The 23410-nt window shown below is 38.4% G+C and carries 18 protein-coding genes; 8 read left to right on the forward strand and 10 right to left on the reverse strand.

The features are described 5' to 3' along the window. Nucleotides 1–19: 19 nt before the first annotated feature. Together C1724_RS18220 and C1724_RS18225 are read right to left on the reverse strand one after the other, a co-directional pair. Nucleotides 20–3730: a DUF4073 domain-containing protein gene (locus tag C1724_RS18220; RefSeq protein ID WP_102348180.1), complete on the reverse strand. Its 3711-nt coding sequence runs from the start codon at nucleotides 3728–3730 to the stop codon at nucleotides 20–22. A gap of 367 nt (nucleotides 3731–4097) precedes the next feature. Continuing rightward, nucleotides 4098–5912 (reverse strand): adenylate/guanylate cyclase domain-containing protein, encoded by a 1815-nt coding sequence (locus C1724_RS18225; RefSeq protein ID WP_102348181.1) that lies wholly within the window; start codon nucleotides 5910–5912, stop codon nucleotides 4098–4100. A gap of 376 nt (nucleotides 5913–6288) precedes the next feature. Between C1724_RS18225 and C1724_RS18230 the strand changes: the two genes are divergently transcribed. After that, on the forward strand, nucleotides 6289–6684 hold the full coding sequence (locus C1724_RS18230) for a DUF423 domain-containing protein (protein WP_102348182.1): 396 nt from the start codon (nucleotides 6289–6291) through the stop codon (nucleotides 6682–6684). Between the two features lie 255 nt (nucleotides 6685–6939). Here C1724_RS18230 and gerQ read toward each other — a convergent pair whose 3' ends face one another. The 3 genes from gerQ to hemQ form a co-directional block, all read right to left on the reverse strand. Then, nucleotides 6940–7407, reverse strand: coding sequence for a spore coat protein GerQ (gerQ, locus tag C1724_RS18235; protein ID WP_180994328.1), 468 nt, complete (start codon nucleotides 7405–7407; stop codon nucleotides 6940–6942). 103 nt (nucleotides 7408–7510) lie between these two features. Continuing rightward, complete coding sequence (locus tag C1724_RS18240) at nucleotides 7511–7936, reverse strand: cell wall hydrolase (protein WP_102348183.1); 426 nt, start codon at nucleotides 7934–7936, stop codon at nucleotides 7511–7513. 659 nt (nucleotides 7937–8595) lie between these two features. Beyond that, nucleotides 8596–9342, reverse strand: coding sequence for a hydrogen peroxide-dependent heme synthase (gene hemQ / locus C1724_RS18245; RefSeq protein ID WP_102348184.1), 747 nt, complete (start codon nucleotides 9340–9342; stop codon nucleotides 8596–8598). A gap of 347 nt (nucleotides 9343–9689) precedes the next feature. Between hemQ and pta the strand changes: the two genes are divergently transcribed. Further along, a complete protein-coding gene (gene pta / locus C1724_RS18250) occupies nucleotides 9690–10661 on the forward strand; it encodes a phosphate acetyltransferase (protein ID WP_102348185.1) in 972 nt (323 codons plus the stop codon). On the opposite strand, the gene C1724_RS25735 is transcribed toward pta, so the two are convergent. The 3 genes from C1724_RS25735 to C1724_RS18265 form a co-directional block, all read right to left on the reverse strand. After that, a complete protein-coding gene (locus C1724_RS25735) occupies nucleotides 10636–10899 on the reverse strand; it encodes a hypothetical protein (protein ID WP_180994329.1) in 264 nt (87 codons plus the stop codon). The two genes, pta and C1724_RS25735, sit on opposite strands and share 26 nt — an antisense overlap. A gap of 193 nt (nucleotides 10900–11092) precedes the next feature. Beyond that, nucleotides 11093–11926 carry a lipoate--protein ligase family protein gene (locus C1724_RS18260; RefSeq protein WP_102348186.1) on the reverse strand — a complete coding sequence of 278 codons (834 nt, stop codon included), beginning with the start codon at nucleotides 11924–11926 and terminating at the stop codon, nucleotides 11093–11095. 306 nt (nucleotides 11927–12232) lie between these two features. After that, nucleotides 12233–12919 (reverse strand): RsfA family transcriptional regulator, encoded by a 687-nt coding sequence (locus tag C1724_RS18265; protein ID WP_102348187.1) that lies wholly within the window; start codon nucleotides 12917–12919, stop codon nucleotides 12233–12235. 734 nt (nucleotides 12920–13653) lie between these two features. Here C1724_RS18265 and C1724_RS18270 point away from each other — a divergent pair. The 3 genes from C1724_RS18270 (at nucleotide 13654) to C1724_RS18280 (ending at nucleotide 15973) form a co-directional block, all read left to right on the forward strand. Beyond that, nucleotides 13654–13878 (forward strand): DUF1450 domain-containing protein, encoded by a 225-nt coding sequence (locus C1724_RS18270; RefSeq protein WP_258000463.1) that lies wholly within the window; start codon nucleotides 13654–13656, stop codon nucleotides 13876–13878. A gap of 270 nt (nucleotides 13879–14148) precedes the next feature. Further along, nucleotides 14149–15453 carry an HD domain-containing protein gene (locus tag C1724_RS18275; RefSeq protein WP_102348189.1) on the forward strand — a complete coding sequence of 435 codons (1305 nt, stop codon included), beginning with the start codon at nucleotides 14149–14151 and terminating at the stop codon, nucleotides 15451–15453. Between the two features lies 1 nt (nucleotide 15454). Continuing rightward, complete coding sequence (locus tag C1724_RS18280) at nucleotides 15455–15973, forward strand: YwgA family protein (RefSeq protein ID WP_102348190.1); 519 nt, start codon at nucleotides 15455–15457, stop codon at nucleotides 15971–15973. A 53-nt stretch (nucleotides 15974–16026) separates the two neighbouring features. Here the strand turns inward: C1724_RS18280 and C1724_RS18285 are convergent, their stop codons facing one another. Then, nucleotides 16027–16212, reverse strand: coding sequence for a 2-hydroxymuconate tautomerase (locus C1724_RS18285; RefSeq protein ID WP_102348191.1), 186 nt, complete (start codon nucleotides 16210–16212; stop codon nucleotides 16027–16029). A 208-nt stretch (nucleotides 16213–16420) separates the two neighbouring features. Here C1724_RS18285 and C1724_RS18290 point away from each other — a divergent pair, with 208 nt between their 5' ends. Further along, entirely contained in the window at nucleotides 16421–16924 is a 504-nt protein-coding gene (locus C1724_RS18290; RefSeq protein ID WP_102348192.1) for a YwhD family protein, read from the forward strand. Between the two features lie 1762 nt (nucleotides 16925–18686). On the opposite strand, the gene C1724_RS18295 is transcribed toward C1724_RS18290, so the two are convergent. Further along, on the reverse strand, nucleotides 18687–20768 hold the full coding sequence (locus C1724_RS18295; protein WP_102348193.1) for a transglycosylase domain-containing protein: 2082 nt from the start codon (nucleotides 20766–20768) through the stop codon (nucleotides 18687–18689). 791 nt (nucleotides 20769–21559) lie between these two features. On the opposite strand from C1724_RS18295, the gene speE reads away from it, so the two are divergent. Both speE and speB read left to right on the forward strand, forming a co-directional pair. After that, nucleotides 21560–22387, forward strand: coding sequence for a spermidine synthase (speE, locus tag C1724_RS18300; RefSeq protein WP_102348194.1), 828 nt, complete (start codon nucleotides 21560–21562; stop codon nucleotides 22385–22387). A gap of 33 nt (nucleotides 22388–22420) precedes the next feature. Beyond that, nucleotides 22421–23293: an agmatinase gene (gene speB, locus C1724_RS18305; RefSeq protein ID WP_102348195.1), complete on the forward strand. Its 873-nt coding sequence runs from the start codon at nucleotides 22421–22423 to the stop codon at nucleotides 23291–23293. Nucleotides 23294–23410 lie beyond the last annotated feature (117 nt).

A 23410-nucleotide genomic window follows, 5' to 3' on the forward strand; every position in this document is an offset into this window, starting at 1 on the left:
GGCGCTTAGGATTGAATTTTTAGTTATTTAACTGAACCGCGTATATTTCTAAATCATATGTTCCTTCGTTTGCAAATCTTGCATTTGAATTAATTTGTAAATTTCCTGCCAAACTATCAATCACTAAAAGATAATACTCATTAGATAGCTTTAAAAGTTGATTAGCAGAACCAGTACTAGTTGATAAAGGTACTGCTGCACCAGTGTTATTTATAACAACACTATCCATCACAATATCATGTTCACTTAAAACCGATCCAACCTTCGACCATTTGAATACATAGCCAATGTTAGAAAGCTGTTCTATCCTAGGATTTAAGAAAGAAGTAAAGGTTATTTGTTTTTCCTCACCTGATTTGATGTTAATTGGCGAGTCGTAGCCTTGCCAATCTAGCGTAATAGGCATGCCAACTGTGACGGTAAATGATTGAGAGATAGAATATCCTTCAGCATCAGTAGCAGTTAGTGTGATTGTTGTTGATCCTGCTTCTTTTGGACTAATTCGCAATTGATTATTCTCAAGCTCAACAGTGGCTACACTAGTGTTGCTCGAATAGGCATCAATTCTTAATGAGTCACCGTCTGGGTCAATAAATGCATGACTAACATCTAAGTCAATTACATCTATGCTGCCAAATAGATCTGAGATTTGCTCATTTATCACTGGAGCATGGTTCGGTTTAAAGGATAAAAGCAATTTTACTTCGACACTATCGTTTAAGCTGCCTGGTATTTCATACGTATCCGATTCAGTAGTCGCTTGGATATAAAGCTTTAGTATTTTTAGGGAAATCCCATCATTTTGAGGATCTAACCCTAGTGCGCTTGGTGAAATAATTGCTTTTCTTTTTCCAGATGCATCTGCATCTGAAAAATAAATTTCTTTAGTACCTAAGCTGTTTCCCAGATCGACAGATAGCTTTTCGGTTTCCTTTGTAGCGACAATCTCTAATTCTGTAAATCGAGCATCTGAAGGTAAGTCAGCAAGGTTAACAGAAAATAAGTTTTCCTCTAAGAGGACCGCTGCAATTTTTTCTTGGATTCCAATACTATCGAAAGTAATGGTGTCCGCTGTCGTAGTATTGGTGCTTTCAGGTAAAGTAAGGTTTCCTTCAGGTATAGGTTCTTCACTTAATGAGTTGCCAGTAGGTGTATCAGCGTTATCCTCTGTAGGATTGTGGTCTTCCGAAGAGACGTTGTCTGCTGTGGAAGAATCGCTGTCCACCATAGAAGAACTATTTCCTTCAGTAATGGCACTGGTATTTTCCATTAAAGAATTGTTTGCTAGCAGCCTTGGCATTATATTTCTTAACGTAGCACTGATGTCTTCAGATATATTGTTATCAATCATCGAAGAATCAGGATCCCCGTCAACTGAATCGCTTTCCTCAGATAAAGATGTATCTTCACCGGTAGAAGGGTCGTTACCCTCAGGTAAATTGTTATTCTCACCAGTAGACGAATCGCTTTCTTCAGGTAAAGAGTTGTCTTCATCGGTAGAAAGGTTGTTATCCTCAGGTAAAGTGCTGATTTCATCAGTAGGCGAATCGTTTTCCTCAGGTAATGGGGCATTTTCACCAGTTGAAGTATTTATACCTTCAGGTAAAGCGCTGTTATCTGTAGAAATGCCATTTTCATTTGGTAAAGCGTTATGATCATTTGTAGTGCTAGTTTCAGTTGGAGTAATAAATCCGTATTCTACAGTAACGTAAGCCTCTAGTATTCTAGGCTGATTCGCAGAAAATTGTAATAGTAATGACTTACTAGGTGGAATTTCGCCATCTTCACTTGGGCTCACGCGAACATGAATAGTAACATCACCTTCAAATATCGGCGGATTTGTTTCATCATATCGAATCCAACTTGCTCCATTATTTGTGGAATACTCCATTGTGTTATCTGCACCCAAGAGTACATTGTATACATCATCAACACTTACATTTGGTGCTGGTGGACGTGTCATAAAAATGTATGTAGCGATCTCACTATTTCTTAAGTTGTCAGCTGATGAGTAAACTCTAAAAATCATTTCATTTCTTGTGATAACTGGTGGATTGCTAGAATTATAGACTTGCCTTTCACCAAAGTTGTTCATGTAATAAATAGTAGTATTAGGTGCTTCCATTTTTATAGAAGTTCCTAGATCAACTATTTTAGCAACATTTGGAGCAACTATTTCCTCATTTACCCTAACAGTAGGTGCTAATGCTTGTTGAGCTTCTAACACACCATATGTTGAGAAGTGATTGACAGTGGCTTTTACTGAGCCATTTTCAACTGTTGATGGCTGGTACTCCCAATTTCCATCAGCTTTTAAATAAAAAATACCAGTCTTTGAAACATCCGAACCAGATTGTAGTGGTAGCACAATTTCAACTGGATGGGTAACAGTTCCTCCAACGAAATTAAAGTTGATAATTTTTCCGGCAGGTTTTAGTCCTTTACCATTTAACTCTGGTGACTGCGTCGTTAGTGTTCGTTCAGTTAATGTAACTGTTGTTCCCGCTGGTAATGAAACACCTTTAAGGTCAATTGTTACACCATTGCTAAAGCTTACAGGTTTTGTCGGGTCTGTAATCACAACTGGTGTGCCTATTGGTTTTGGAGGTACTGGTGTTGGTCCTGGTCCTGGTCCTGGCTCCGGCTCTGGTTGTGGCGGTTCAGGGCTAGGTGACGCTGGTCCAGTTACTGGCCCGATTTTATCTAATTGCTCTTGAGTCATCCCAGACTGTTTAGCTATGATCTCCGCCTGCTCCTGAGTATTTTGCGTATCAGCTATTAGTTGATTGTTTTCATTAATTACATTTTCAATCGTCTTCTGATAGCTTGATTGTAATAGCTGTTCAACTTCAGGCTTTTTTGTTGATTGATTAATTTCATTCAATACGCTTGTTTGAATATTTGCTATCGTAGTAGCAGTTTTTGATAATTCTACTGCTTTTTCGATTAAATCCTGCTGTTTTGTATTATTAAACAATTGTTGTGCTTGTTTTGCTTGTTCGTTTGCTTCTTTAATTGCATTGGTTAAATCTTGAACGATTTCTACGATAATTACAGGGTCAACCTGTTCAATGAGTTGTTTTACATCTAATGTTTTTGCTTCTGGTATAGGCTGTTGAGTTGATTGCGTTACAAGGGATTGACTGAAAGTAACTAATTGTTCTGGTTGGGTAGGGCCATTTCCAGAGCTCGTTCCAGAACTAGAATCACTATCTTGTTCGCTGTTTTGACTAACGCCAACTGTACCATCTAAAACAGTAACACTAGATTGTCCTGTTAAAGGATCTGTTGTTACGATGAAATGTGTACCGCGAACCCCCATAACTGCAGTAGGTGTCTCGACATCGTATTCATCATTGGCGTTTGAAAGGTTTTTGACACTATTCCAAATTTTCCCTGATAGAACTTTTACCTTTGTTTGATTACCGTTAGCCTTGTCTTTCAGTTTGGATACCGAAAGTTTTGAACTTGGGGCAATGCTTGTTTTCGATCCATCGTCATAGACAATGTTTGCTGAGCTTTTTTTCACAGTGCGAATGGAATCTCCTTCTGAAAGGCTCATTCCTTCCTTTGCCTTAAATTCCCGTGTGCTATTTCCTTTTTTTATGTATACCTCCCCTTTGACATTTTTAATAATAGCGACACGTGCTGCATCTGCATGATAAAAGGCAGGGAGGAGAAATGAAAAAATGAGAAGAATGGAAACCCAAACTTTTGCCTGCTTTTTCATGCTCTTTCCTCCTTGCTAAAACAAACATGAGCTCAAGCCCTCAAGAACTATGCCACATTCTTAAGCATAATAAAAGTGGATTGAGCTCTGGAACAAGCTTTCTTGTTCCTATGTTGTTTCTACTGAAAACTTTTGTTCATTAGTGCACCGACTTTTCATAGAAATCAGCGTACGGTTTACATTGAAAATGATAAAAATAGAGGCAGTTTAAAGCATAGTGTGTACGGTTATAAATATGCTTGATACCATAGTGTTAGGACAAATTTACTAACATAGTAAAATTATATATTATGTTGATAAAAATGTATATTCTTAATTGTTTGACATTTGTTGAAATGAATTAGAATGAATAGCTGCTTTTTAGTGCCTATTTTTCATCCTCAACCGAGTAGATTTGAACCGGTTTTTCTTTACCTTTTACTTTAATTGCTTCAAGCGGTGTAATGACAAACAAGTCCTTCACACGCTCAAACACGTTTTCACTAATTAATATCTGTCCAGGCTTTGCATTAGACTCTAGCCGTGCTGCAAGGTTAACTGTATCACCAATAGCTGTATAGTCTAGGCGGTCTTGTGAACCGATATTACCAATTACTGCTGGGCCGGAGTTAATACCAACACCAAAGTGTACGGCGCGCCCATATTGCTCTTCTAATCGTTTTGCCATTTCACTCGAATGACGTTTCATTTCAAGTGCTGCACGAACGGCACGTTCTGCATGATCAGGCTGTTCAATCGGTGCACCAAATATGGCCATCACACCGTCACCGATAAATTTATCTAATGTTCCTTCGAATTTAAATACAGCCCTCGTACATAGATCCAAATACTCATTTAGAATTAAAATGACTTCCTCAGGCTCCATTTTTTCAGAAAGAGGGGTGAAACCACGGATATCTACAAATACAAGGGTTACATCCTTACGAATGCCGCCGAGTTTAACCTCTTCCTTCGAAGATAAAATTTCATCTACAACGCCTTTAGAAACATAGCGTCCAAATAGTCCTGTAACACGGGCCTTTTCCTTCTGTTCGATAATGTACTGTGAAACGACTGACGTTACATAAACCGTTACTAAGGCAAGCAACACATAGAAAAATGGTAAAAGGATATGCAATTCAGAGTAAATCGTGATGGTTGCGACTAAATAAAGACCTATAAAGCCAACAAGAGCTAAGAATCCCCACTTAACCTTCAGACGATCAATAATGAAGTAAGATAATGCTGTCATCACGGTGATAATTAAAATTACCAGTGAGGTAGAGGCTTTTGAGTAAATACTGCCATCTAAGAAACTTTGAATAATATTGGCGTGAATTTCAACCCCATTCATTTTCGTCACTTGACTCATTGGTGTTGTATATTGGTCTTGCAAACCAGCGGTATACGGGCCAATTAACACAATTGTGTTTTCAAAATATTCAGGTGGGAACTCGCCATTAATAACTTGATAGATTGGAATCGTATCAAATTTATTGCTGATCACTTCCTGTGAATCTTCGTGTGGCTCTGTTGCATATGAAAAGTAAATTTCATTGTATAAGCTAGTGTTAATTTTTTTACCATCTAGAAAAAATTCGTGGTTATCATTCCAGGAAATTTCCCGCCCTTCATCCGCTAATAGTAGATTTGCTAGTTTAACAGATATGGCTGGTAAAATTTCATTATTTTCATCTGGAATACCAAGCATAATTTGGCGGACAACGCTATCACGATCTTCCTTAACATTAATGTGGCCAACTTGGCTTTGATCAATATTAAATATAGGTCTATTAATACTTTCGAATGCTAATTCGCCCACACTTTCCTGCTTGCTTTCAAAAACAAAATTAGCTGCCAAGTATATATTATTGTGTTCGTTAACGACTCGCTGAAACTCCAAATCCTGCGCTTGATTTTGGCTTTCCTCTGTGTAAAGGACATCGACAAAAACAGCCTTTGCTCCAGCTTCTGCAAGTTTTTCGGCAGTATCGGCCATCACATTACGCGGCCATGGCCATTTACCCACTTCAGCAAGACTTTCGTCATCAATGGCTAAAATAACAATATTACTTGAGACCTCTTTTTCACCTCGTGTAAGCCGGTCGGAAACAAATTCGTCCACGATAAAAAATGTGTTTTGAGCATAAAAAAAGCAAACTACTATACTAATAATGGCGATTGTAATAATTTTTCGCAGCAAAACAAAACTCCTCTCGTCATTTAATTTCTAAACCTTAGTCCTATTAAAAATTTACCACTTCAGACAGGTACCTGTACAGGTGCCTGTCACTTGTCGAATGAAAAAGAGTATAGCAAATGTGTAACATTCGGACGGTGGTGCAAGGTCGGCAAAATTCGACAAGTGACAGGCACTTTGAAAAAACAAGGCAGGCACTTTTTTAACAACAAGACAGGCATTTTGAAAAACAGGGAAGACATTTTTTAAACAGGCAGCAGTTGGAACACATTCAGGAACAGGTGGAAGGTCACTTTGCATTGGAGAGATCTAGCACCAATTGGTAATTCAAATAGATGGAGTTTTATGTTGACATTGGGTAAGATGGAATAGGAAAAACATGAAGAAGAAGGTGATTTGTTTGTTAAAGGTATTTATTATATTGGGTGCAATCAATGCTTTCCTATCTGTTGCGTTAGGTGCGTTTGGGGCCCATGGTTTAGAAGGTCGTTTATCTGCAAGAATGATAGAAATTTGGGAAAAAGGTGTTACATATCAAATGTTTCATGCTGTAGGGCTGTTCGTTGTTGCTTTTGCAGCAGATAAATGGCCAGGTTCAACAATGTTGACATGGTCTGGTATATTGATGGTGGTCGGAATTATTTTGTTCTCTGGCAGCTTATATGTACTAAGCACAACAGGGATTACAAAGCTGGGCATGATTACACCACTAGGTGGCGTTGCGTTTTTAGCCGCTTGGACATTATTAGCGATTGCTGCTTTTAAAGGCGTTTAATTTCAAACATATTTATTTTAACCTTATAAAAACACGTAATTTGATCCACAATGGAAATTACGTGTTTTTCTATTCCTTAATCATTTGAGGAAGTTATACTTAATGTACAAAAAAGGAGTGACTGAGGTATACCTTAGTCACTCTTTATATATATGGAAGGATATCAGATGGGAAGAACGGCAACTAGTTTAGTATGAGTTTCTTGACCCCTGTGGCAGAGAGAAACCATACAAGATTGGCACATTATCAGTTTAATTATCTAGGTTGAAACGTAGCCATACCTGGCCCGTTTGTAAACGGATATTCATATTCAATTTCTTCGTCAAATGTTACGTAATCTAAATAAATCATTGGAATTAAGTAACGCATTCCTGTTTGCGGATCGCTAAGAATGAGATGATCACGACCGGCAGCTTCGATAATACCTCTAAAAATTCTTGCATTCCATTCTGTATTGTTTTCAAACGTTGCATAAACTGTTGCTAATTTACCTTTGTTTAATCTCAAAATATTCTCAATGTACGATTGTTCTACTGGTAACATCCCAGGAGTGGCTGGTGATGTTGCAGTTACAGGTGTCTGAGCAGAAGGCGTAGGCGCAGCTCCGGGAATTTGAGAACCTGCTGGATATTGGAATGGTTGTGCTTGTGGTTGGAACCCGTATTGAGGATATCCATATTGTCCGTAAGGCATCGCTGCTTGATAAGGATTGTAATTTGCCATCTTTTTTCCTCCTTTAGATGATAGGTGACTTTAAAACATGTTTCTTTTACTAATAGATAAACTTAGACTTTCTTCATTTATATTGGAAAAAAGCTAAGTTTTCCTAATAATAAACTTGAGGACAGTCAGCTTGAGTAGGTGCAAAGTAGCAATGAGCTTTATAACGTCCCGTATTTGCCTGATTAAACCATGTTGCAGGGCAATCTCCTGCTGGTCTGAAAAACCAAAGTGATCTCGTTGCAGGATGATACTTCCATCCTCTAATAACCTGACGAGCCAGCTTTATTTCACTTTCCCTAGCACGTTGGTAAAAGTAAGGCTTATCGACCGCCTCATAACCACCTGGTTTTTGATAGATCATTTGGCGAAGGGTTCTTAAATCTTTGAAATCTAGACAATTAGAAATGACGCGGTTCACCCCAACGTTTCCAACCATTAACATCCCTAAGTTTCCATCACCCTCGGCTTCGGCCCTTATTAATCTAGCGAGAAGTTTTACATCTTCTTCTGTGTGGGCGACTACTGCCATTTTTTCACCTCCACTTTCACGCTTACTTTATAACATATTTAAAAAGTGGGAATTGGTGACTAGTCTAATAGGTATTTTTATTAATATTAGAATATGAGGCTCGCCATGGAGTTGATTTTTCATGCGAAACAAGGGATAGGATTATGGTTTGAAATAGGTATATTTTCTATGAGCAATTACCATATTGTTCAATAGTTAAATAGATACATGGTGCAGCGGCCTAAAAAGGGAGTAGTGGATTGTATTTTAGAATGGGCCTTTGAACAATTAAAGCTACGGCTCTTACACTTCTGATACTATGAAGAAATGAAAAACATTATGATAAAAAACAAGCAGTAGCAAATAAAATAGATTCGTAGAGATTGTTCAAGTGGAGTATATATGAAAGATAATACAATTTAGCTGTATTTTAGCATTGAATATTCACGGACTGTTTTTTATGGAATAGAATTCCGGAAAAAATCAGAAACAGCCATATTTTAAAGGAATAACGGAATAGATGTCCGTCAAAAAAAGCGCTCAACAGCTAAGCGGCCTAGGGTGCGCTATTTTAACAAAAACAGCTATTTAAATAGGAATGTAGCAGACCTAAACGTTAACCACCGGCAATAAATTAAAAGCCCTCTGCATGTTAGAACAGAGGGGCCAAAAATTTTCACCTATTTTAATGAAAAATATGTAGGTACATCTTCTTCTTTTAAAATATTACCGACAAAGAATGAACCAAATTCACCAAAACGTGCACTTACTTCATCAAAACGCATTTCATATACAAGCTTTTTGAATTGAAGCGCATCTTCTGCGAATAGTGTAACGCCCCATTCCCAATCGTCGAAACCAACAGATCCTGTAATGATTTGTTTTACTTTACCAGCATATTGGCGACCGATCATCCCATGTGAACGCATCATTTTACTGCGCTCTTCCATCGGAAGCATATACCAGTTATCGTCACCTTGACGACGCTTGTCCATTGGATAGAAACATACATGTTTCCATTTCGGTAAAATTGGATACAAGCGTGCTAGGATTTCAGGGCTTTGATATGGATCCTGATCTGACGGTAAATAGTTGCTTAACTCAACAACGGACACATAAGAATGTGCAGGCATTAAATAGTCTGCAAGTGTTGTTTTATTAAATTCATTTTCAAGCGCATTTAATTCTTCCATTGTTGGGCGAAGAATCATCAACATGAAATCAGCTTTTTGACCGACAATTGTATAGAACGCATGGCTTCCTTCTTTTGCAGCTTCTTTGCTGTTTAACTTATCTAGAAATGCCTGGAATTCTGCAACAGCTTCTTGGCGTTCACCTTCAGAAAGAGTTTTCCATAGCGTCCAATTCACCGTACGGAAATCGTGTAAACAATACCAACCTTCTAACGTTTTTGCTGGTTCACTCACTTTACTTCACTCCTCATAAATTTTGCATATTTACAGTATGTACATGTCATTAATAATATAACATAGTTTTTAAAGCATGTAAGATTTTAAGCGTGTTTGTTTCCCAAAGGTGGATTCTCAAACAGATATATCCAGTTTTTGGGATAAAAATAATATTTAAAACAAATATTAATATAGTTCATCAACGCTAACTATGTTTAATTGTATTTTTGTCAAATTAAAGAACTTTTTTCTAGTAAGCATTTGCTTGTGATGATTGTCATTACACTTTGCACTTATAAGTTTTATTCTAAAAATATCAAATGGGATAAATTGAAATTTTGACCATGTATTAGGAGGTCTTTGAAATGGCTGATTTATTTACAGCAGTGAAAGAAAAAGTCCAAGGTGCGAATAAAACTATTGTTTTTCCAGAAGGAACAGATGAAAGAATTGTAACGGCGGTTAGTCGCTTAGCCTCTGAAAAGGTTCTTTCGCCAATTTTAATAGGGAATGAAGAAGAGGTTCAAGCAAAAGCTGCGACATTAAATGCTACATTAGATAATATCCAAATAATTGATCCGAACACATACTCAGAAATGGACGCGCTAGTTAATGCGTTTGTTGAGCGACGAAAAGGGAAAGCCACCGAGTCAGATGCCAGAAAAATTTTATTAGACGAGAATTATTTTGGAACCATGCTTGTTTATACAGGGAAAGCAGATGGGCTTGTTAGTGGTGCCGCCCATTCTACAGCAGATACCGTGCGCCCAGCATTACAAATTATTAAAACGAAGCAGGGTGTTCGCAAAACATCAGGCGTCTTTATAATGGCTCGTGGTGATGAAAAATACGTATTTGCAGATTGTGCGATCAATCCAGCACCAGATAGTCAGGATTTAGCAGAAACAGCTGTCGTTAGTGCGCAAACAGCTGCGTTATTTGATATCGACCCCCGTGTAGCCATGCTTAGCTTTTCAACTAAAGGATCTGCGGTAACACCTGAAACAGAAAAGGTAGTTGAGGCATTAAAGCTTGCAAAAGAAATGAATCCAGACTTAATCATTGACGGTGAATTTCAATTTGATGCCGCTTTTGTACCATCTGTTGCCGAAAAAAAGGCGCCGGATTCTGTGATAAAGGGCGATGCAAAAGTATTTATATTCCCAAGCTTAGAGGCAGGGAACATCGGTTATAAAATAGCACAGCGTCTAGGTGGATTTGAAGCCATTGGGCCAATATTGCAAGGGTTAAATCAGCCAGTTAACGATTTATCACGCGGTTGCAACGCAGAAGACGTTTATAAACTAGCGATTATAACAGCAGCGCAATCCTTGTAAAAGTGCCGAGTATCAATGGAAGTGCAAGCACCAAATGACCTGTGCCAAGCACAGTGCCAAGCACAGTGCCAAGCACAAGTACCAAATGCCAAGTGCCAAGCACAAGTACCAAGTACCAAATGCCAAGTGCCAAGTGCCAAGTGCCAAGTGCAAGTGCAAGTACCAAGCACAAGTGCAAGTACAAGTGCCAAGTACCAAATGCCAAGTGCCAAGTGCCAAGTGCCAAGTGCAAGTGCAAGTACCAAGCACAAGTGCAAGTACAAGTGCCAAGTGCCTGTCACTTCCCGAATTATGCCATATTTAGTCGAAAGAGTTGCATTGATCTAAGTCTTAATAGAGTCATTCGACAAGTGCCTGTCACTCTAATGACTCTAATGTTTGAATTTAAATAAGCATGGTGTGTGAGTAGATTAGTAATCTAATCATGCTACTTACCATGCTTTTTCATTTCTTTTAATAATTCGGTCATAATACTGTTCGAATATTTGTAGTTCATCATGTGTTAATGATGAGGGTGTAATTGCCGAACCTAAATTTTTCAGCGTGTTTAATAAATGGACCATCAATTTCTCTATTGTTAGATCTTCGTTTAGCAGTTCAGATAACGACGCCATCGTGCTAGGAATGATGGCAGGATATATAAATTTAGTTGGTTCGTTTTTAATTGAATGCTCGTAAAATTCTCTAATAAGTTCAGCACGGTTTGCACCGCTGCCATTAACACAAAGATAAATTTGAACAGCAACACCATTCCGCAGTCTTCGTTGTGAAATCCCGGCAAATTTTTGGTTATGTATGCTTAAATCATAGCTGCCAGGACAGTAGGAGCCGACAATTTCTTTTGCTTCTATATGAACGGGATATTGAGCCAACATTAATTGAGTCAGCTGCCACATCGCTTCATAGCCCCGATTAATCTCAATCGAGCCTTGATTTTCCGGCAAAATGAGTGACAAGTTAAGGATGCCTTCGTCTAAAACAACCGCTAGTCCACCTGAATTGCGAACGATAACTTCATAGCCTGATTGTTTTAAAAAAGAGATTCCTTGATCAATATAAGGAAGACGTGCATCTTGTATGCCAAGTACAATGGTCGGACGGTGAACCCAGGCCCGAATCACAGCAGGTGATTGTCCGCTGCCAACAGCTGAACAAAACGTATCATCGTATGCAAAGGATTGTAATGGATCAAAATGTAGCCCTAAGCTTGAGTGATCGATAAAGCGCCATTCTTTTTGGGTTAATAATGTGTTGATTTTAGACATGTTTTTGCTCCTAAAAGTATTGTTAAGTAAATTAAGTTGATTTTTATTATAACACGTTCACTTTTGAAAGGAAAAAGGTCTAGCGATGGGGCTAGAAGTATGGTGGTTTACTAGGATAGCGGTGGATTTTAATTAGCAAAGTTAGAGGTAATGAGTAAAATTTGCAGATTTTACAGGTTAAAAAGGGTACGAAATTTTATTATCTATACAAGCATACAAACAGTAAACTAAGCAAATAATTTAACCCTGCCTTAAATAAAAAGGCAGGGCCAGAAATTCCACTTTTTTCGGGGGATTACACTAGTTTTATTTTGCAATACGCTCCAAGTTCCCGTTTTTATCCATTTTAAAGGTGTTTGCCGGTTTCTCTTCATCCTCAAATAATACTAATTTTCGAGCGCGATCCATGATTTTAACGAGTGATTGATAATCTTGTTGAATCATATCGAATTCTTTTTCTGTACGCTCAACTTGGGCTTTTAAGCTTTCGATATCCTCTGATAAAGACTGGTTTTCTTTCTTTAATCTATCATTTTCTTGTTTTAAGCTTTCAGATTGAACATCATTTTTACCTAGATTTTTTAAGAAATAAATAACATCATCAATCGATAAAGAAACGGGTGCGTCTTTTACAGGTGGTTGGTAGGCAACCGATTGTTCAATAATCTCTGGATCCTTTTCCAACATAAATTCCTCAGCAGTTTCAAAAGAAAGGGTTGGAGCCGGTGGTGTATACAACGGCTTTGTTTTTTGTCCTAAAGCACGTTGTCTTTGTTTGCGTTGTTTTTTAGCTAATGCAATTGCTTTCATATAATCTTGTCTTACTACCGCATTCCAACGGAAACCACACGCAGCCGATGTTCGGTTAAGTCGATCACCGACTTCCTCGAATGCATTTAATTGTGTGCTACCTTCACGAATGTGACGCAGTACGGTTTCGGCTAATAGTAAATCATCTTCCTCTGACCAAGCATCTTGCCTTTGAATCATCATAAGAACACTCCTTTTTTATTTTTCTAGTAAAAGTTATAGAATTAAATAAAATTTCTGTTAGTCAAAGGATGGACAATCTTTGCAAGATTTATACATATTTTAAAAGGATACTAGATGAATTTTTTTATACTTTAAGAAAGTTGCGGATACTAAAAAGGAAAAACAAAATCAACTTGGGTTATATTTGATTCGCGGTAGTTTATTGTGGCAGGAAGTATGATTCTCTGAATGTGGTTAAAAAAGAGCTTAGAGGTAAGGCTAAAATAGATTAATCTAGGGCTATACTATATAGGTATACTGAAACAAATTATTGAGTAGATTCCTTCCTTGTAAGTTGGCAAAATATAAGGGAAGATGTTGACTATTTATAAAAGCACCATTAAAATAATAAATTTCGTAGTAAATTGCTATAGTATATTTTTTTTCTTCCTAAAAAAGTTGTACAATACTAATTGGAGAAAAAGTACTAACATAAATTTGACATAAAAACAAAAAAGTACGTAGATTCCTTATAGTTTCGACAAATTTCGGGAAGTGACAGGCACCCTAAGGGAAAACAGGCACTACAATGGAAAACAGTCACGCAGGGGGATACAGGCACGTAGGAAAGGTACAGTTTTTGTGCCGGGCAATTTTCGGTGTGGGAGCAGGTACCTTGTTTGGGTTTATTTTGTTCATGTGCTAGCCGGGATTATGGGATTTACATTTATATGGGGAAAAGGCAGGTGGAGATCGTGTCTAGTAATGAGTTTAGAGTTTGTGATGATTGTCAGGCGACTAATTTGAAAACGTTGATTCCAAGGCTGAAGAAAGTTGATCCTGATGCAAAGATTGAAATTGGCTGTCAGTCTTATTGTGGCCCTGGCCGTAAGAAGTCATTTGCTTTTGTAAATAACCGTCCAATTTCAGCACCAAATGAAGATGATTTAATTGTGAAGATTGAGAAAAAAATAAAATAGCGAAAAACCTGTTACAATGTAGAAAACTAGTATTTAGCTTTCTACATTTTTAGTACAATCTTAACTTTTTTTGCAAGAAAAAGAAGGTTTTTTGTCTAATAAAAAGAATGTATACTATATTCAAGATTACTGATTATTGGGTGGAAAATGGAAGTTTATTTTTATAGGTATGACTCTGTTTTAACATCTGTCAGATAAATTAGTCCGGAAAAAATAAAATGAAGACAACATCACCACTTTGTTGAGTTGTGGATGAAAGGAGCCCCTTTCATGGTCTATGTTAATGAAAAACTGGATGAGGAGAAGGTTTTTAAAGACCCTGTTCATCGTTACGTTCATGTTCGGGATAAATTAATTTGGGATTTAATAGGTACATCTGAGTTTCAACGTCTTCGCAGAATTCGACAGCTAGGAACGTCTTTTTTTACGTTTCATGGTGCAGAGCATAGCCGCTTTAATCATTCTTTAGGTGTATACGAAATCATTCGACGTATCATTGAAATTTTTCAAGGAAGAGAACATTGGGATGATGACGAACGTCTATTATGCTTGGCGGCTGCGCTTTTACATGATGTTGGCCATGGGCCTTTTTCTCATTCGTTTGAAAAGGTTTTTCAGCTTGACCATGAGGAATGGACAAGAGCGATCATTGTGGGGGATACCGAAATTAATAAGGTATTGCACAATGTTGGCGATGATTTCCCGGAAAAAGTGGCTGATGTAATTGGTAAAACTTATAAAAACAAGCTTGTTGTAAGTATGATTTCGAGTCAAATTGATGCGGATCGTATGGATTACTTGCAGCGTGATGCTTTTTATACCGGGGTTAGCTATGGGCATTTTGATATGGAACGAATCCTCAGAGTCATGCGACCTACAGAAGATCAAGTTGTGATTAAGAAAAGCGGAATGCACGCGGTTGAGGATTATATTATGAGCCGCTATCAAATGTACTGGCAGGTATATTTTCATCCAGTAACGCGCAGTGCAGAAGTGATATTGTCTAAAATTCTTCATCGCGCGAAAAAGCTGTATGAAGAAGGCTATCAATTTAGTATTGAGCCTACCCATTTCTACTCATTATTTAATGGAAAAGTTAGTTTAAAAGACTACTTGTCGCTTGATGAGTCTGTCATGCTATTCTTTTTCCAAAACTGGATGAGCGAAAAGGATCCAATTTTAAAGGATTTGTGTGCTCGATTTATGAATCGCAGACTTTTTAAGTATATAGAATTTAATCCAAATAATAGTTATTTAAAGTTAATGGAATTAATGAAGTTGTTTAACGAAGCTGGCATTGATACGGAATATTATTTAGTCGTGGATTCATCTTCGGATTTACCATACGATTTTTATCGACCTGGTGAAGAAGGCGAACGAATTCCGATTTACTTAATGGCGCCAAAAGGTGAACTTCGAGAGCTATCGAGAGAGTCGGAAATCGTTGAATCGATTTCAGGGAAAAAGCGGACCGATCATAAGCTTTATTTTCCTCAGGAACGTATTGAAGGTCTTCCTGATAGTGATGTTAAGCGTAAAATACAAGAAATATTGCAAGGATGGGAGATGTCCTAAAGTGTTACAGGATCACGCCAAATTGATGAAGGTATTTGCAGATGCAGGAGAAATCATCGGCAGAAAAAAACTTCAGAAGATGATTTATATTGCTAAAAAACTTCAGTTTCCTTTTAACGAAAAATATAATTTCCATTTTTTTGGCCCGTATTCCGAGGAGTTAACATTACGGATAGAGGAGCTTGAAAATCTTGGGTTTCTTAATGAGGTAAAAGAAAAGAAAGGCGGCTATGTTCAATATCGGTATACGTTAACGGATGAAGGCGAAAAGTTTTTAAGCCACTTTCAAGTGGACATGCCACTTTTACCAAACTGTGTGACGGATATGAATGAGCAAAGCTCGCGGTTTTTAGAGCTTGTTTCAACAGTTTTATATTTTGAAGATTTGCCAAAGGAACAGGTACAAGAAAAGGTGTTTACGTTAAAAAGCAAGCAGCGTTATACCGAAGATGAAATAGATCAGGCATATGCATATATATATGGGTTACGTGAGCAAACCAAATCGGCTAAGCTTGTTTAAACAATAAAGGCTCTTGCTATAAAAAGCAGGAGCCTTTGTTTTGCATTTTGAATTTATTTGTCGCTAGAAAGTGTGCCGGCTACAGAATGATTATTCTTTGCCATTTCTTCAATGATAACGTGAATATTTTCTTTCGGCGCACCTGTAGTTTCAGCTACTGCAGCAGTTACTTTTTCTGCAAGAGCTCTCTTTTGGTCATCTGTACGACCTTCTAGCATTTTTACTGTTACATAAGGCATTATTCATATCGCTCCTTCTAGTTAGTTAATATTCCTTTTTATTATTTCGTTATATCTTTAAAAAACTCCTGCTTTACTTTTTGCATATTTATTTTTTTTTAGCATACATTCATAAGCAAATTAATGGTAATTGAGTTTTCAAGTTGGTTATGCTATTAATAGGAGTAATTTGCAAACTTGCAAGATATTGAAAGAGGAGTGAAGGTCATTGGAAAAAAAGAAGGGGTTAGGTTTTAACATTATAAAAAACGATTCTACTGATGGACATGGTGGATACGGTGTTGGAGCAGTTAGTTTAAATAATGTTACACCAGTTATCGTAGATCCTGAAAATAAAGAAGCATATATCGAAATGGGAGCTATGCATGCGCGAAGTGTGGTAGAAAAGGGAATTAAGTTCTCAGCAAATCGTGACGATGTTCCGAATGGTACAACATATTGGCTTGTGTGGGTGACGGTAAATAGAAAACAAGAGGGGCCATTCTATCATGGCGTGACAGCATGTGAGTTAGTAGTGGACCGTGAAGCTCGTCGCGGCTACAAATCTATGCCAGAGCATGTAAATAACATGGACCGTTCTTTAAAAGGAAGATTTATAGTCGATAAAATGGATGCTGAATCAAAAAAGTTGTTAGCCGAGTTTCTAAAAAATCACAATGCAGAAATGTGGGAGCTTTCGGATGATGTACTAAAGGATTCTCTAGCACAATAGTGTTGAAAAATCAATAGACATAGAGTGCCGAATTCCTTGAATTTTTGAACAATTATTGAACATTGGGTAAAACCCTTGAGGTTTTTGCTGAAAAAAAGTAAACTATTCTTAGTCTAAACACACACATAGACTAGGACACAAAGAGCCCGAATTCACCTGGACAGTGGATTTGGGCTTTTTTTTAATGTTTTTTTGTTTTGTGGTTTAGGTCTTGTTTTGTTGGCATATGAACCTCGTGTAATCGTGCCGATCAGAGCTGGAAAAGAGCAGTGGGGGTAACGATTAGAGCAGAAATTGGCTCATAAGCATGCCAATAGATAATCGTGCCATCGGAGCTGAAAAAGAGCCGTAGCGGTAACGAATAGCGAGTAAATGTTCCTGTTGGAACGAAAAAAGAGCCGTAGCGGTAACGAATAGCGAGTAAATGTGCCCGTTGGAACGGAAAAAGAGGTGTAGAGGTAACGAATAGCGGTAAAATGTGCCCGTTGGAACGCCAAAAGAGCCGTAGAGGTAACGAATAGCGAATAAAAGTGCCCGTAGAAACGGAAAAAGAGCTGTAGCGGTAACGAATAGCGAGTAAACGTGCCCGTAGAAACGGAAAAAGAGCTGTAGCGGTAACGAATAGCGAGTAAATGTACCCGTTGGAACGAAAAAAGAGCCGTAGAGGTAACGAATAGCGGTTAAAAGTGCCCGTTGGAACGAAAAAAGAGCTGTAGCGGTAACGAATAGCGGGTAAACGTGCCCGTAGAGACGGAAAAAGAGCCGTAGCGGTAACGAAAAGCGAGTAAATGTGCCCGTTGGAACGGAAAACGAGGTGTAGAGGTAACGAATAGCGGGTAAACGTGCCCGTAGAGACGGAAAAAGAGCCGTAGCGGTAACGAAAAGCGAGTAAAAGTGCCCGTTGGAACGGAAAAAGAGCCGTAGCGGTAACGAAAAGCGAGTAAAAGTGCCCGTTGGAACGGAAAACGAGGTGTAGAGGTAACGAATAGCGGTTAAATGTGCCCGATGGAACGGAAAACGAGGTGTAGAGGTAACGAATAGCGAGTAAAAGTGCCCGTTGGAACGCCAAAAGAGCCGTAGAGGTAACGAATAGCGAGAAAACGTGCCCGTTGGAACGCCAAAAGAGCCGTAGAGGTAACGAATAGCGAGTAAAAGTGCCCGTTGGAACGGAAAACGAGGTGTAGAGGTAACGAAAAGCGAGTAAAAGTGCCCGTTGGAACGAAAACCGAGCTGCAGCGGTAACGAATAGCGGGTAAAAGTGCCCGTAGGGACGGAAAAAGGGCTGTAGCGGTAACGAATAGGAAGTAAAAGTGCCCGTCGAAACGGAAAAAGAGCTGTAGCGGAAACGAATAGCGAGTAAATGTGCCCGTTGGAACGGAAAACGAGGTGTAGCGGTAACGAAAAGCGAGTAAAAGTGCCCGTTGGAACGCCAAAAGAGCCGTAGCGGTAACGAATAGCGAGTAAAAGTGCCCGTTGGAACGAAAACCGAGCTGCAGCGGTAACGAATAGCGGGTAAAAGTGCCCGTAGAGACGGAAAAAGGGCTGTAGCGGTAACGAATAGGAAGTAAAAGTGCCCGTATAAATAAAAATAGGGTTTTAACAGTAACGAATACAGCTGATAACTGCTATAAAAGGTAGGCTTTCAACAGTTGTGAAAATGAACCTACTGCTCTCTAAAATAAAAAACGACGACTTCCGTTAAAAAATTAACGGAAATCATCGTATTGTATATTGCTAATATCATCGTTTTAAATCAAGAGTACTACCACCACTTAAATAACTTCTCGAGGAAACCTTCCTTACCATCATCCTCAACTGGTATCTCATTAGGATGACTAGTTTGCTCCTCATCATGAATATGTACGGCACAATATTCAGTTGGTTCCGTGCCTTCTGCATAAAAGGCAAGTCTGCGGTTTGGACAATCATTTGTGGCTAGAAGTCCATTTTTAGGGTCGATATAACGCGGAACTACACCCTTTGGTGGCCGGAATCCGAGGGCCGGTTCACTTTTTAAAGACTCCTCCATTGTACCTGCCCAGATGCGCTTGGCGTAAGTGCGTTCCGCGACCTTGTCAATCGTTTGATCACGGTCATAACCAATCCAAACACCGGTTACTAGCTGCGGTGTGAAACCGATCATCCAGCTATCAGTTGTCGTTGTTCCAGACTTTCCGGCGTATGGTCGTGTTAATTTGCTTAAAATCGAGCTGCCTGTTATTGAAGTATAATCATTTAAACTTGGATCGAACATGCCTGTCATTAGGTGTGCTGTTACGAACGATAAAGCTGGATCTAAAATTTGCTGCTGTTGAGGCTCATATTCGTAAATGACTTCTCCGGTATGATCCACCACTTTTTCAATATAAACAGGTTCAACATTTTTACCGCCGTTTGCAATGATGCTATACCCTTTAACCATATCAATCATTTTGACTGAAGATGTACCTAATGCAAGTGATGGTACAGGTAATAACTCACTACTAATACCTAAAGACTTTGCGGTTTCGATTAGCTTTTCAGGGCCCAAAAACATATGGGTTTTTACAGCATAAATATTATCTGATAAAGCAAGGGCTTGGGCCATTGTAATAAAGTCATTTGCATAATAATTGTTAAAATTATCAGGCTGATAAACAGCACGGCCTTCGTCATAGGTAAAGCTCATTGGTTCACTGCGCATAATCGTAGAAGGAGTAAAGCCATTTTCTAGCGCTGCATAATATAAAAACGGTTTAAAAGTTGAGCCGGGCATCCGTTCTGCTTGAATGGCTCGATTATAAGGGCTTTCGCTGTAATCACGTCCGCCAATTAAGGCCCGAACCTTACCTGTTGTCGGTTCCATTACGACAACCGAAGTTTGAATATCAGATTCAGGATTCATAATTGTTGCAACTTGTTCTTCAGCAGCTTTTTGAATATCAGGATTTAACGTTGTATAAACACGGAGTCCACCTAATTCAATCGTACGGTCATCCAATTTTACAACGTCTTTTAAAGCTTGTTTAACAGCATCTTGAAAATACGGTGCTAGCTGCTTTTGCTCAACGTTTGAGTTTGTAACATACGTTAATTCTGTATTAAATGCAGTATCGACTTTTTCACTTGGAATTGCATTATTCACCAGCATCGATTGCAGTACAATTTTCTGACGGGTTTTTGCTTTCCGTTCATCTTTAAGCGGTGAATAATAGCTTGGAGCTTTCGGGATACCCGCTAGCATTGTCGCTTCACTTAACGTTAAATCTTTTGCATGCTTTCCAAAATAATGGTTTGCAGCTGCCTCAATTCCATACGCGCCATGCCCGTAGTATATTGTGTTCAAATAACCCTCTAGTATTTGATCTTTTGTATAGTTCGTTTCAAGGCGTATCGTATAAAGTGCTTCTTGAAATTTCCGATTCCATGTTTTATCATGTTCCAAAAATAAATTACGGGCGTATTGCTGTGTAATCGTGCTAGCACCCTGCACTTTAGCCATTGCTTTTATATCAGCAATAATGGCACCGATAATTCGCTTAATATCAAAACCGAAATGCTCATAAAACTTTCGATCCTCAATTGCGATTGTGGCTTGAATGGCCTCTTTGGAAATTTCACTTAATGGAACCCAATATCGATTCTCGCCATTATGGCTGCTTTCACCTATCACAGTTTCCTCGTCGGTAGCAAAAAAGATTGTTGTTTGAGGAACAGTAAGCGGTGGGGGTCCTTTTATAATTCCATAAGAAAACAATGTACCTGCGCAAATTAGAAAAAAGATTAATAGGATCATACCAATTACAAAAAGTGCACGTAGCCACTTCCATGTTTTTTGAATCCTTTCCTCTGTAATGAGTTCCATAAAAATTCCCCCCTTTATCCTAAAAATAATAAAATCCGTCTTTTTTCCGTAATGGAAAAAGACGTTGTCTCTGCAATGGGATGACCTAAAGGCCCAAATTTTACACTTTAACCATCTAGTTTTTATTAACTAAAAATTAATTAAAGTAGTAAAACCGTACTTTCATTTTTCGGTCAGCTTTTAGTCAATTTTTTACTAGTATTGGAAAATTCCGTGAGAAATAAACATAAAATGGGTAATTTTATATATAGAAGTAACAAAAAGGTAATTGCCACAAACAATTAAGCTTGCGAATTAGGGCTATTTTTTAAAAATAAAATAAAGAGATTTAGAAAAGGGCTACGCGATTACCGTGCTAAAGGCAGTTAAATGATTTGGATAAGCATTTGCTAGTTTACTAAATGCAAATGACAGCAATTAAAGCTGTGACTATTGACTGCCAAAGAAGAATTTAAACTCCTAAAATATGACTAATTCTGTTTCGTGAAAAGTTGCAGAGCTATGTGTCGTCTATCCTAGCATCCTATAAATATAATTCTTAGTAATAATAGAAAAATTTTCTTGCAATTTTACTAGATTTATCTATACTTTTTACTTGTACTTTCAGATATTTTTCAATAAAAAATGTTTTTTGTGGAAAACTTAGGGAACATTAAAAAAAGAAAAAGAGTAGTAAGCAACAAACTTTTTTTGGACAACACTATTGCCAACGTGAGTAAAATTCGTGTTTTTCTAGAGCGACCTCTTTAATACATTATTGAGCTGCTATATTTAGAAAGGAATGAAGAATAATGGAATTATGGTTCACTGAAAAACAAACAGAAAGCTTTGGTATTACGGTGAAGATCAAGCAGACTTTACATACAGAGCAAACTGAATTTCAAAAGCTAGATATGGTTGAAACCGAAGAGTTTGGGAATATGCTGCTTTTAGACGGAATGGTTATGACAACTGAGAAAGATGAGTTTGTTTACCACGAGATGGTGGCGCATGTGCCATTATTTACGCACCCTAATCCAGAAAATGTGCTTGTTGTAGGCGGTGGCGACGGTGGTGTTATTCGGGAAATTTTAAAGCATCCAAGTGTAAAAAAAGCAACGCTTGTTGATATCGATGGCAAGGTTATTGAATACTCAAAGAAATTCTTGCCTAGTATTGCGGGTGAATTGGACAATCCACGTGTTGATGTTCAAGTCGGTGACGGTTTTATGCACATAGCTGAAAGTGATAATAAATATGACGTGATAATGGTTGATTCAACAGAGCCAGTTGGACCGGCAGTAAATTTATTTACAAAGGGCTTTTATGCAGGTATTGCAAAAGCATTGAAAGAAGACGGGTTATTTGTTGCGCAAACCGACAATCCTTGGTTCAAAGCGGATTTAATTCGTGATGTGCAAAGAGATGTTCGCGAAATTTTCCCAATCACACGTTTATACATTGCGAACATTCCGACCTATCCAAGTGGCATGTGGACGTTTGCGTTAGGTTCAAAAAGGTATGATCCATTGGAAGTCGCTGAAGACCGTTTCCATGAGATTGATACAAAGTATTATACGAAAGAACTACATAAAGCGGCATTTGTTTTACCGCGCTTTGTCCAAGATTTAACGAAATAAAAGGGTTTTGATACATCATTAGGAGGTTGTAAAATGCGGTTTGATGAAACCTATTCAGGTAATGTATTTATAAAAAGTCATCCAAGTTTCGAGGAAAGTAAGGTTGTATTATATGGAATGCCAATGGATTGGACGGTGAGCTATCGCCCGGGATCTCGCTTTGGCCCCGCCCGCATTCGCGAGGTATCTCCTGGTTTAGAGGAGTATAGTCCATATTTGGATCGTGAATTAGATGAAGTAAAATATTTTGATGCAGGTGACATACCGCTTCCTTTTGGAAATCCGCAAAAAAGTATTGATATGATTGAGGATTTTGTAGATCAAGTTTTAGCTGCAGGTAAAATTCCATTTGGAATGGGTGGCGAGCATTTAGTATCATGGCCGGTTATTAGAGCGATGTATAAAAAGTATCCTGATTTAGCTATTATTCATATGGATGCACATACAGATCTTCGCGAGCATTATGAAGGTGAGCCGCTTTCACATTCTACACCAATTCGTAAAGCAGCTAATCTAATCGGCCCGGAAAATGTGTTTTCATTTGGAATTCGCTCAGGTATGAAGGAAGAATTTGATTGGGCAAAAGAAGTTGGCATGTATATCGCGAAATTCGAAGTGCTTGAACCATTAAAAGAGATTCTTCCTAAACTTGCTGGTCGCCCTGTTTACGTAACAATTGATATTGATGTGTTAGACCCATCATGTGCACCAGGAACAGGTACTGTAGATGCTGGCGGAATCACATCACGCGAATTACTGGCGTCTATCCATGAAATTGCTAGATCTGAAATAAATGTAGTGGGAGCAGACCTAGTAGAAGTAGCACCAATCTACGATCATTCAGAACAAACAGCTAACACAGCAAGCAAACTCATCCGCGAAATGCTCCTCGGTTGGGTGAAATAGAGGAGAGCCAAGTGCAATGCCAAGTGCAAAGTGCCAAGTGCAAAGTGCCAAGTGCCAAGTGCCAAGTGTCAAGTGCCAAGTGTCAAGTGCCAAGTGCCAAGTGTCAAGTGCCAAGTG

Source organism: Bacillus sp. Marseille-P3661, assembly GCF_900240995.1.
Lineage (GTDB): Bacteria > Bacillota > Bacilli > Bacillales > Bacillaceae_J > OESV01.

Excerpts from the sequence above, each read along its gene's own strand:
- gerQ (WP_180994328.1), bottom strand. The coding sequence starts at position 7,407 with ATGGCAAATTACAATCCTTATCAAGCAGCGATGCCTTACGGACAATAT.
- C1724_RS18265 (WP_102348187.1), bottom strand. The coding sequence starts at position 12,919 with ATGATGATTCAAAGGCAAGATGCTTGGTCAGAGGAAGATGATTTACTA.
- C1724_RS18230 (WP_102348182.1), top strand. The coding sequence starts at position 6,289 with ATGAAGAAGAAGGTGATTTGTTTGTTAAAGGTATTTATTATATTGGGT.
- C1724_RS18295 (WP_102348193.1), bottom strand. The coding sequence starts at position 20,768 with ATGGAACTCATTACAGAGGAAAGGATTCAAAAAACATGGAAGTGGCTA.
- pta (WP_102348185.1), top strand. The coding sequence starts at position 9,690 with ATGGCTGATTTATTTACAGCAGTGAAAGAAAAAGTCCAAGGTGCGAAT.
- C1724_RS18260 (WP_102348186.1), bottom strand. The coding sequence starts at position 11,926 with ATGTCTAAAATCAACACATTATTAACCCAAAAAGAATGGCGCTTTATC.
- speE (WP_102348194.1), top strand. The coding sequence starts at position 21,560 with ATGGAATTATGGTTCACTGAAAAACAAACAGAAAGCTTTGGTATTACG.
- C1724_RS18220 (WP_102348180.1), bottom strand. The coding sequence starts at position 3,730 with ATGAAAAAGCAGGCAAAAGTTTGGGTTTCCATTCTTCTCATTTTTTCA.
- C1724_RS18285 (WP_102348191.1), bottom strand. The coding sequence starts at position 16,212 with ATGCCTTATGTAACAGTAAAAATGCTAGAAGGTCGTACAGATGACCAA.
- speB (WP_102348195.1), top strand. The coding sequence starts at position 22,421 with ATGCGGTTTGATGAAACCTATTCAGGTAATGTATTTATAAAAAGTCAT.
- C1724_RS18275 (WP_102348189.1), top strand. The coding sequence starts at position 14,149 with ATGGTCTATGTTAATGAAAAACTGGATGAGGAGAAGGTTTTTAAAGAC.
- C1724_RS18240 (WP_102348183.1), bottom strand. The coding sequence starts at position 7,936 with ATGGCAGTAGTCGCCCACACAGAAGAAGATGTAAAACTTCTCGCTAGA.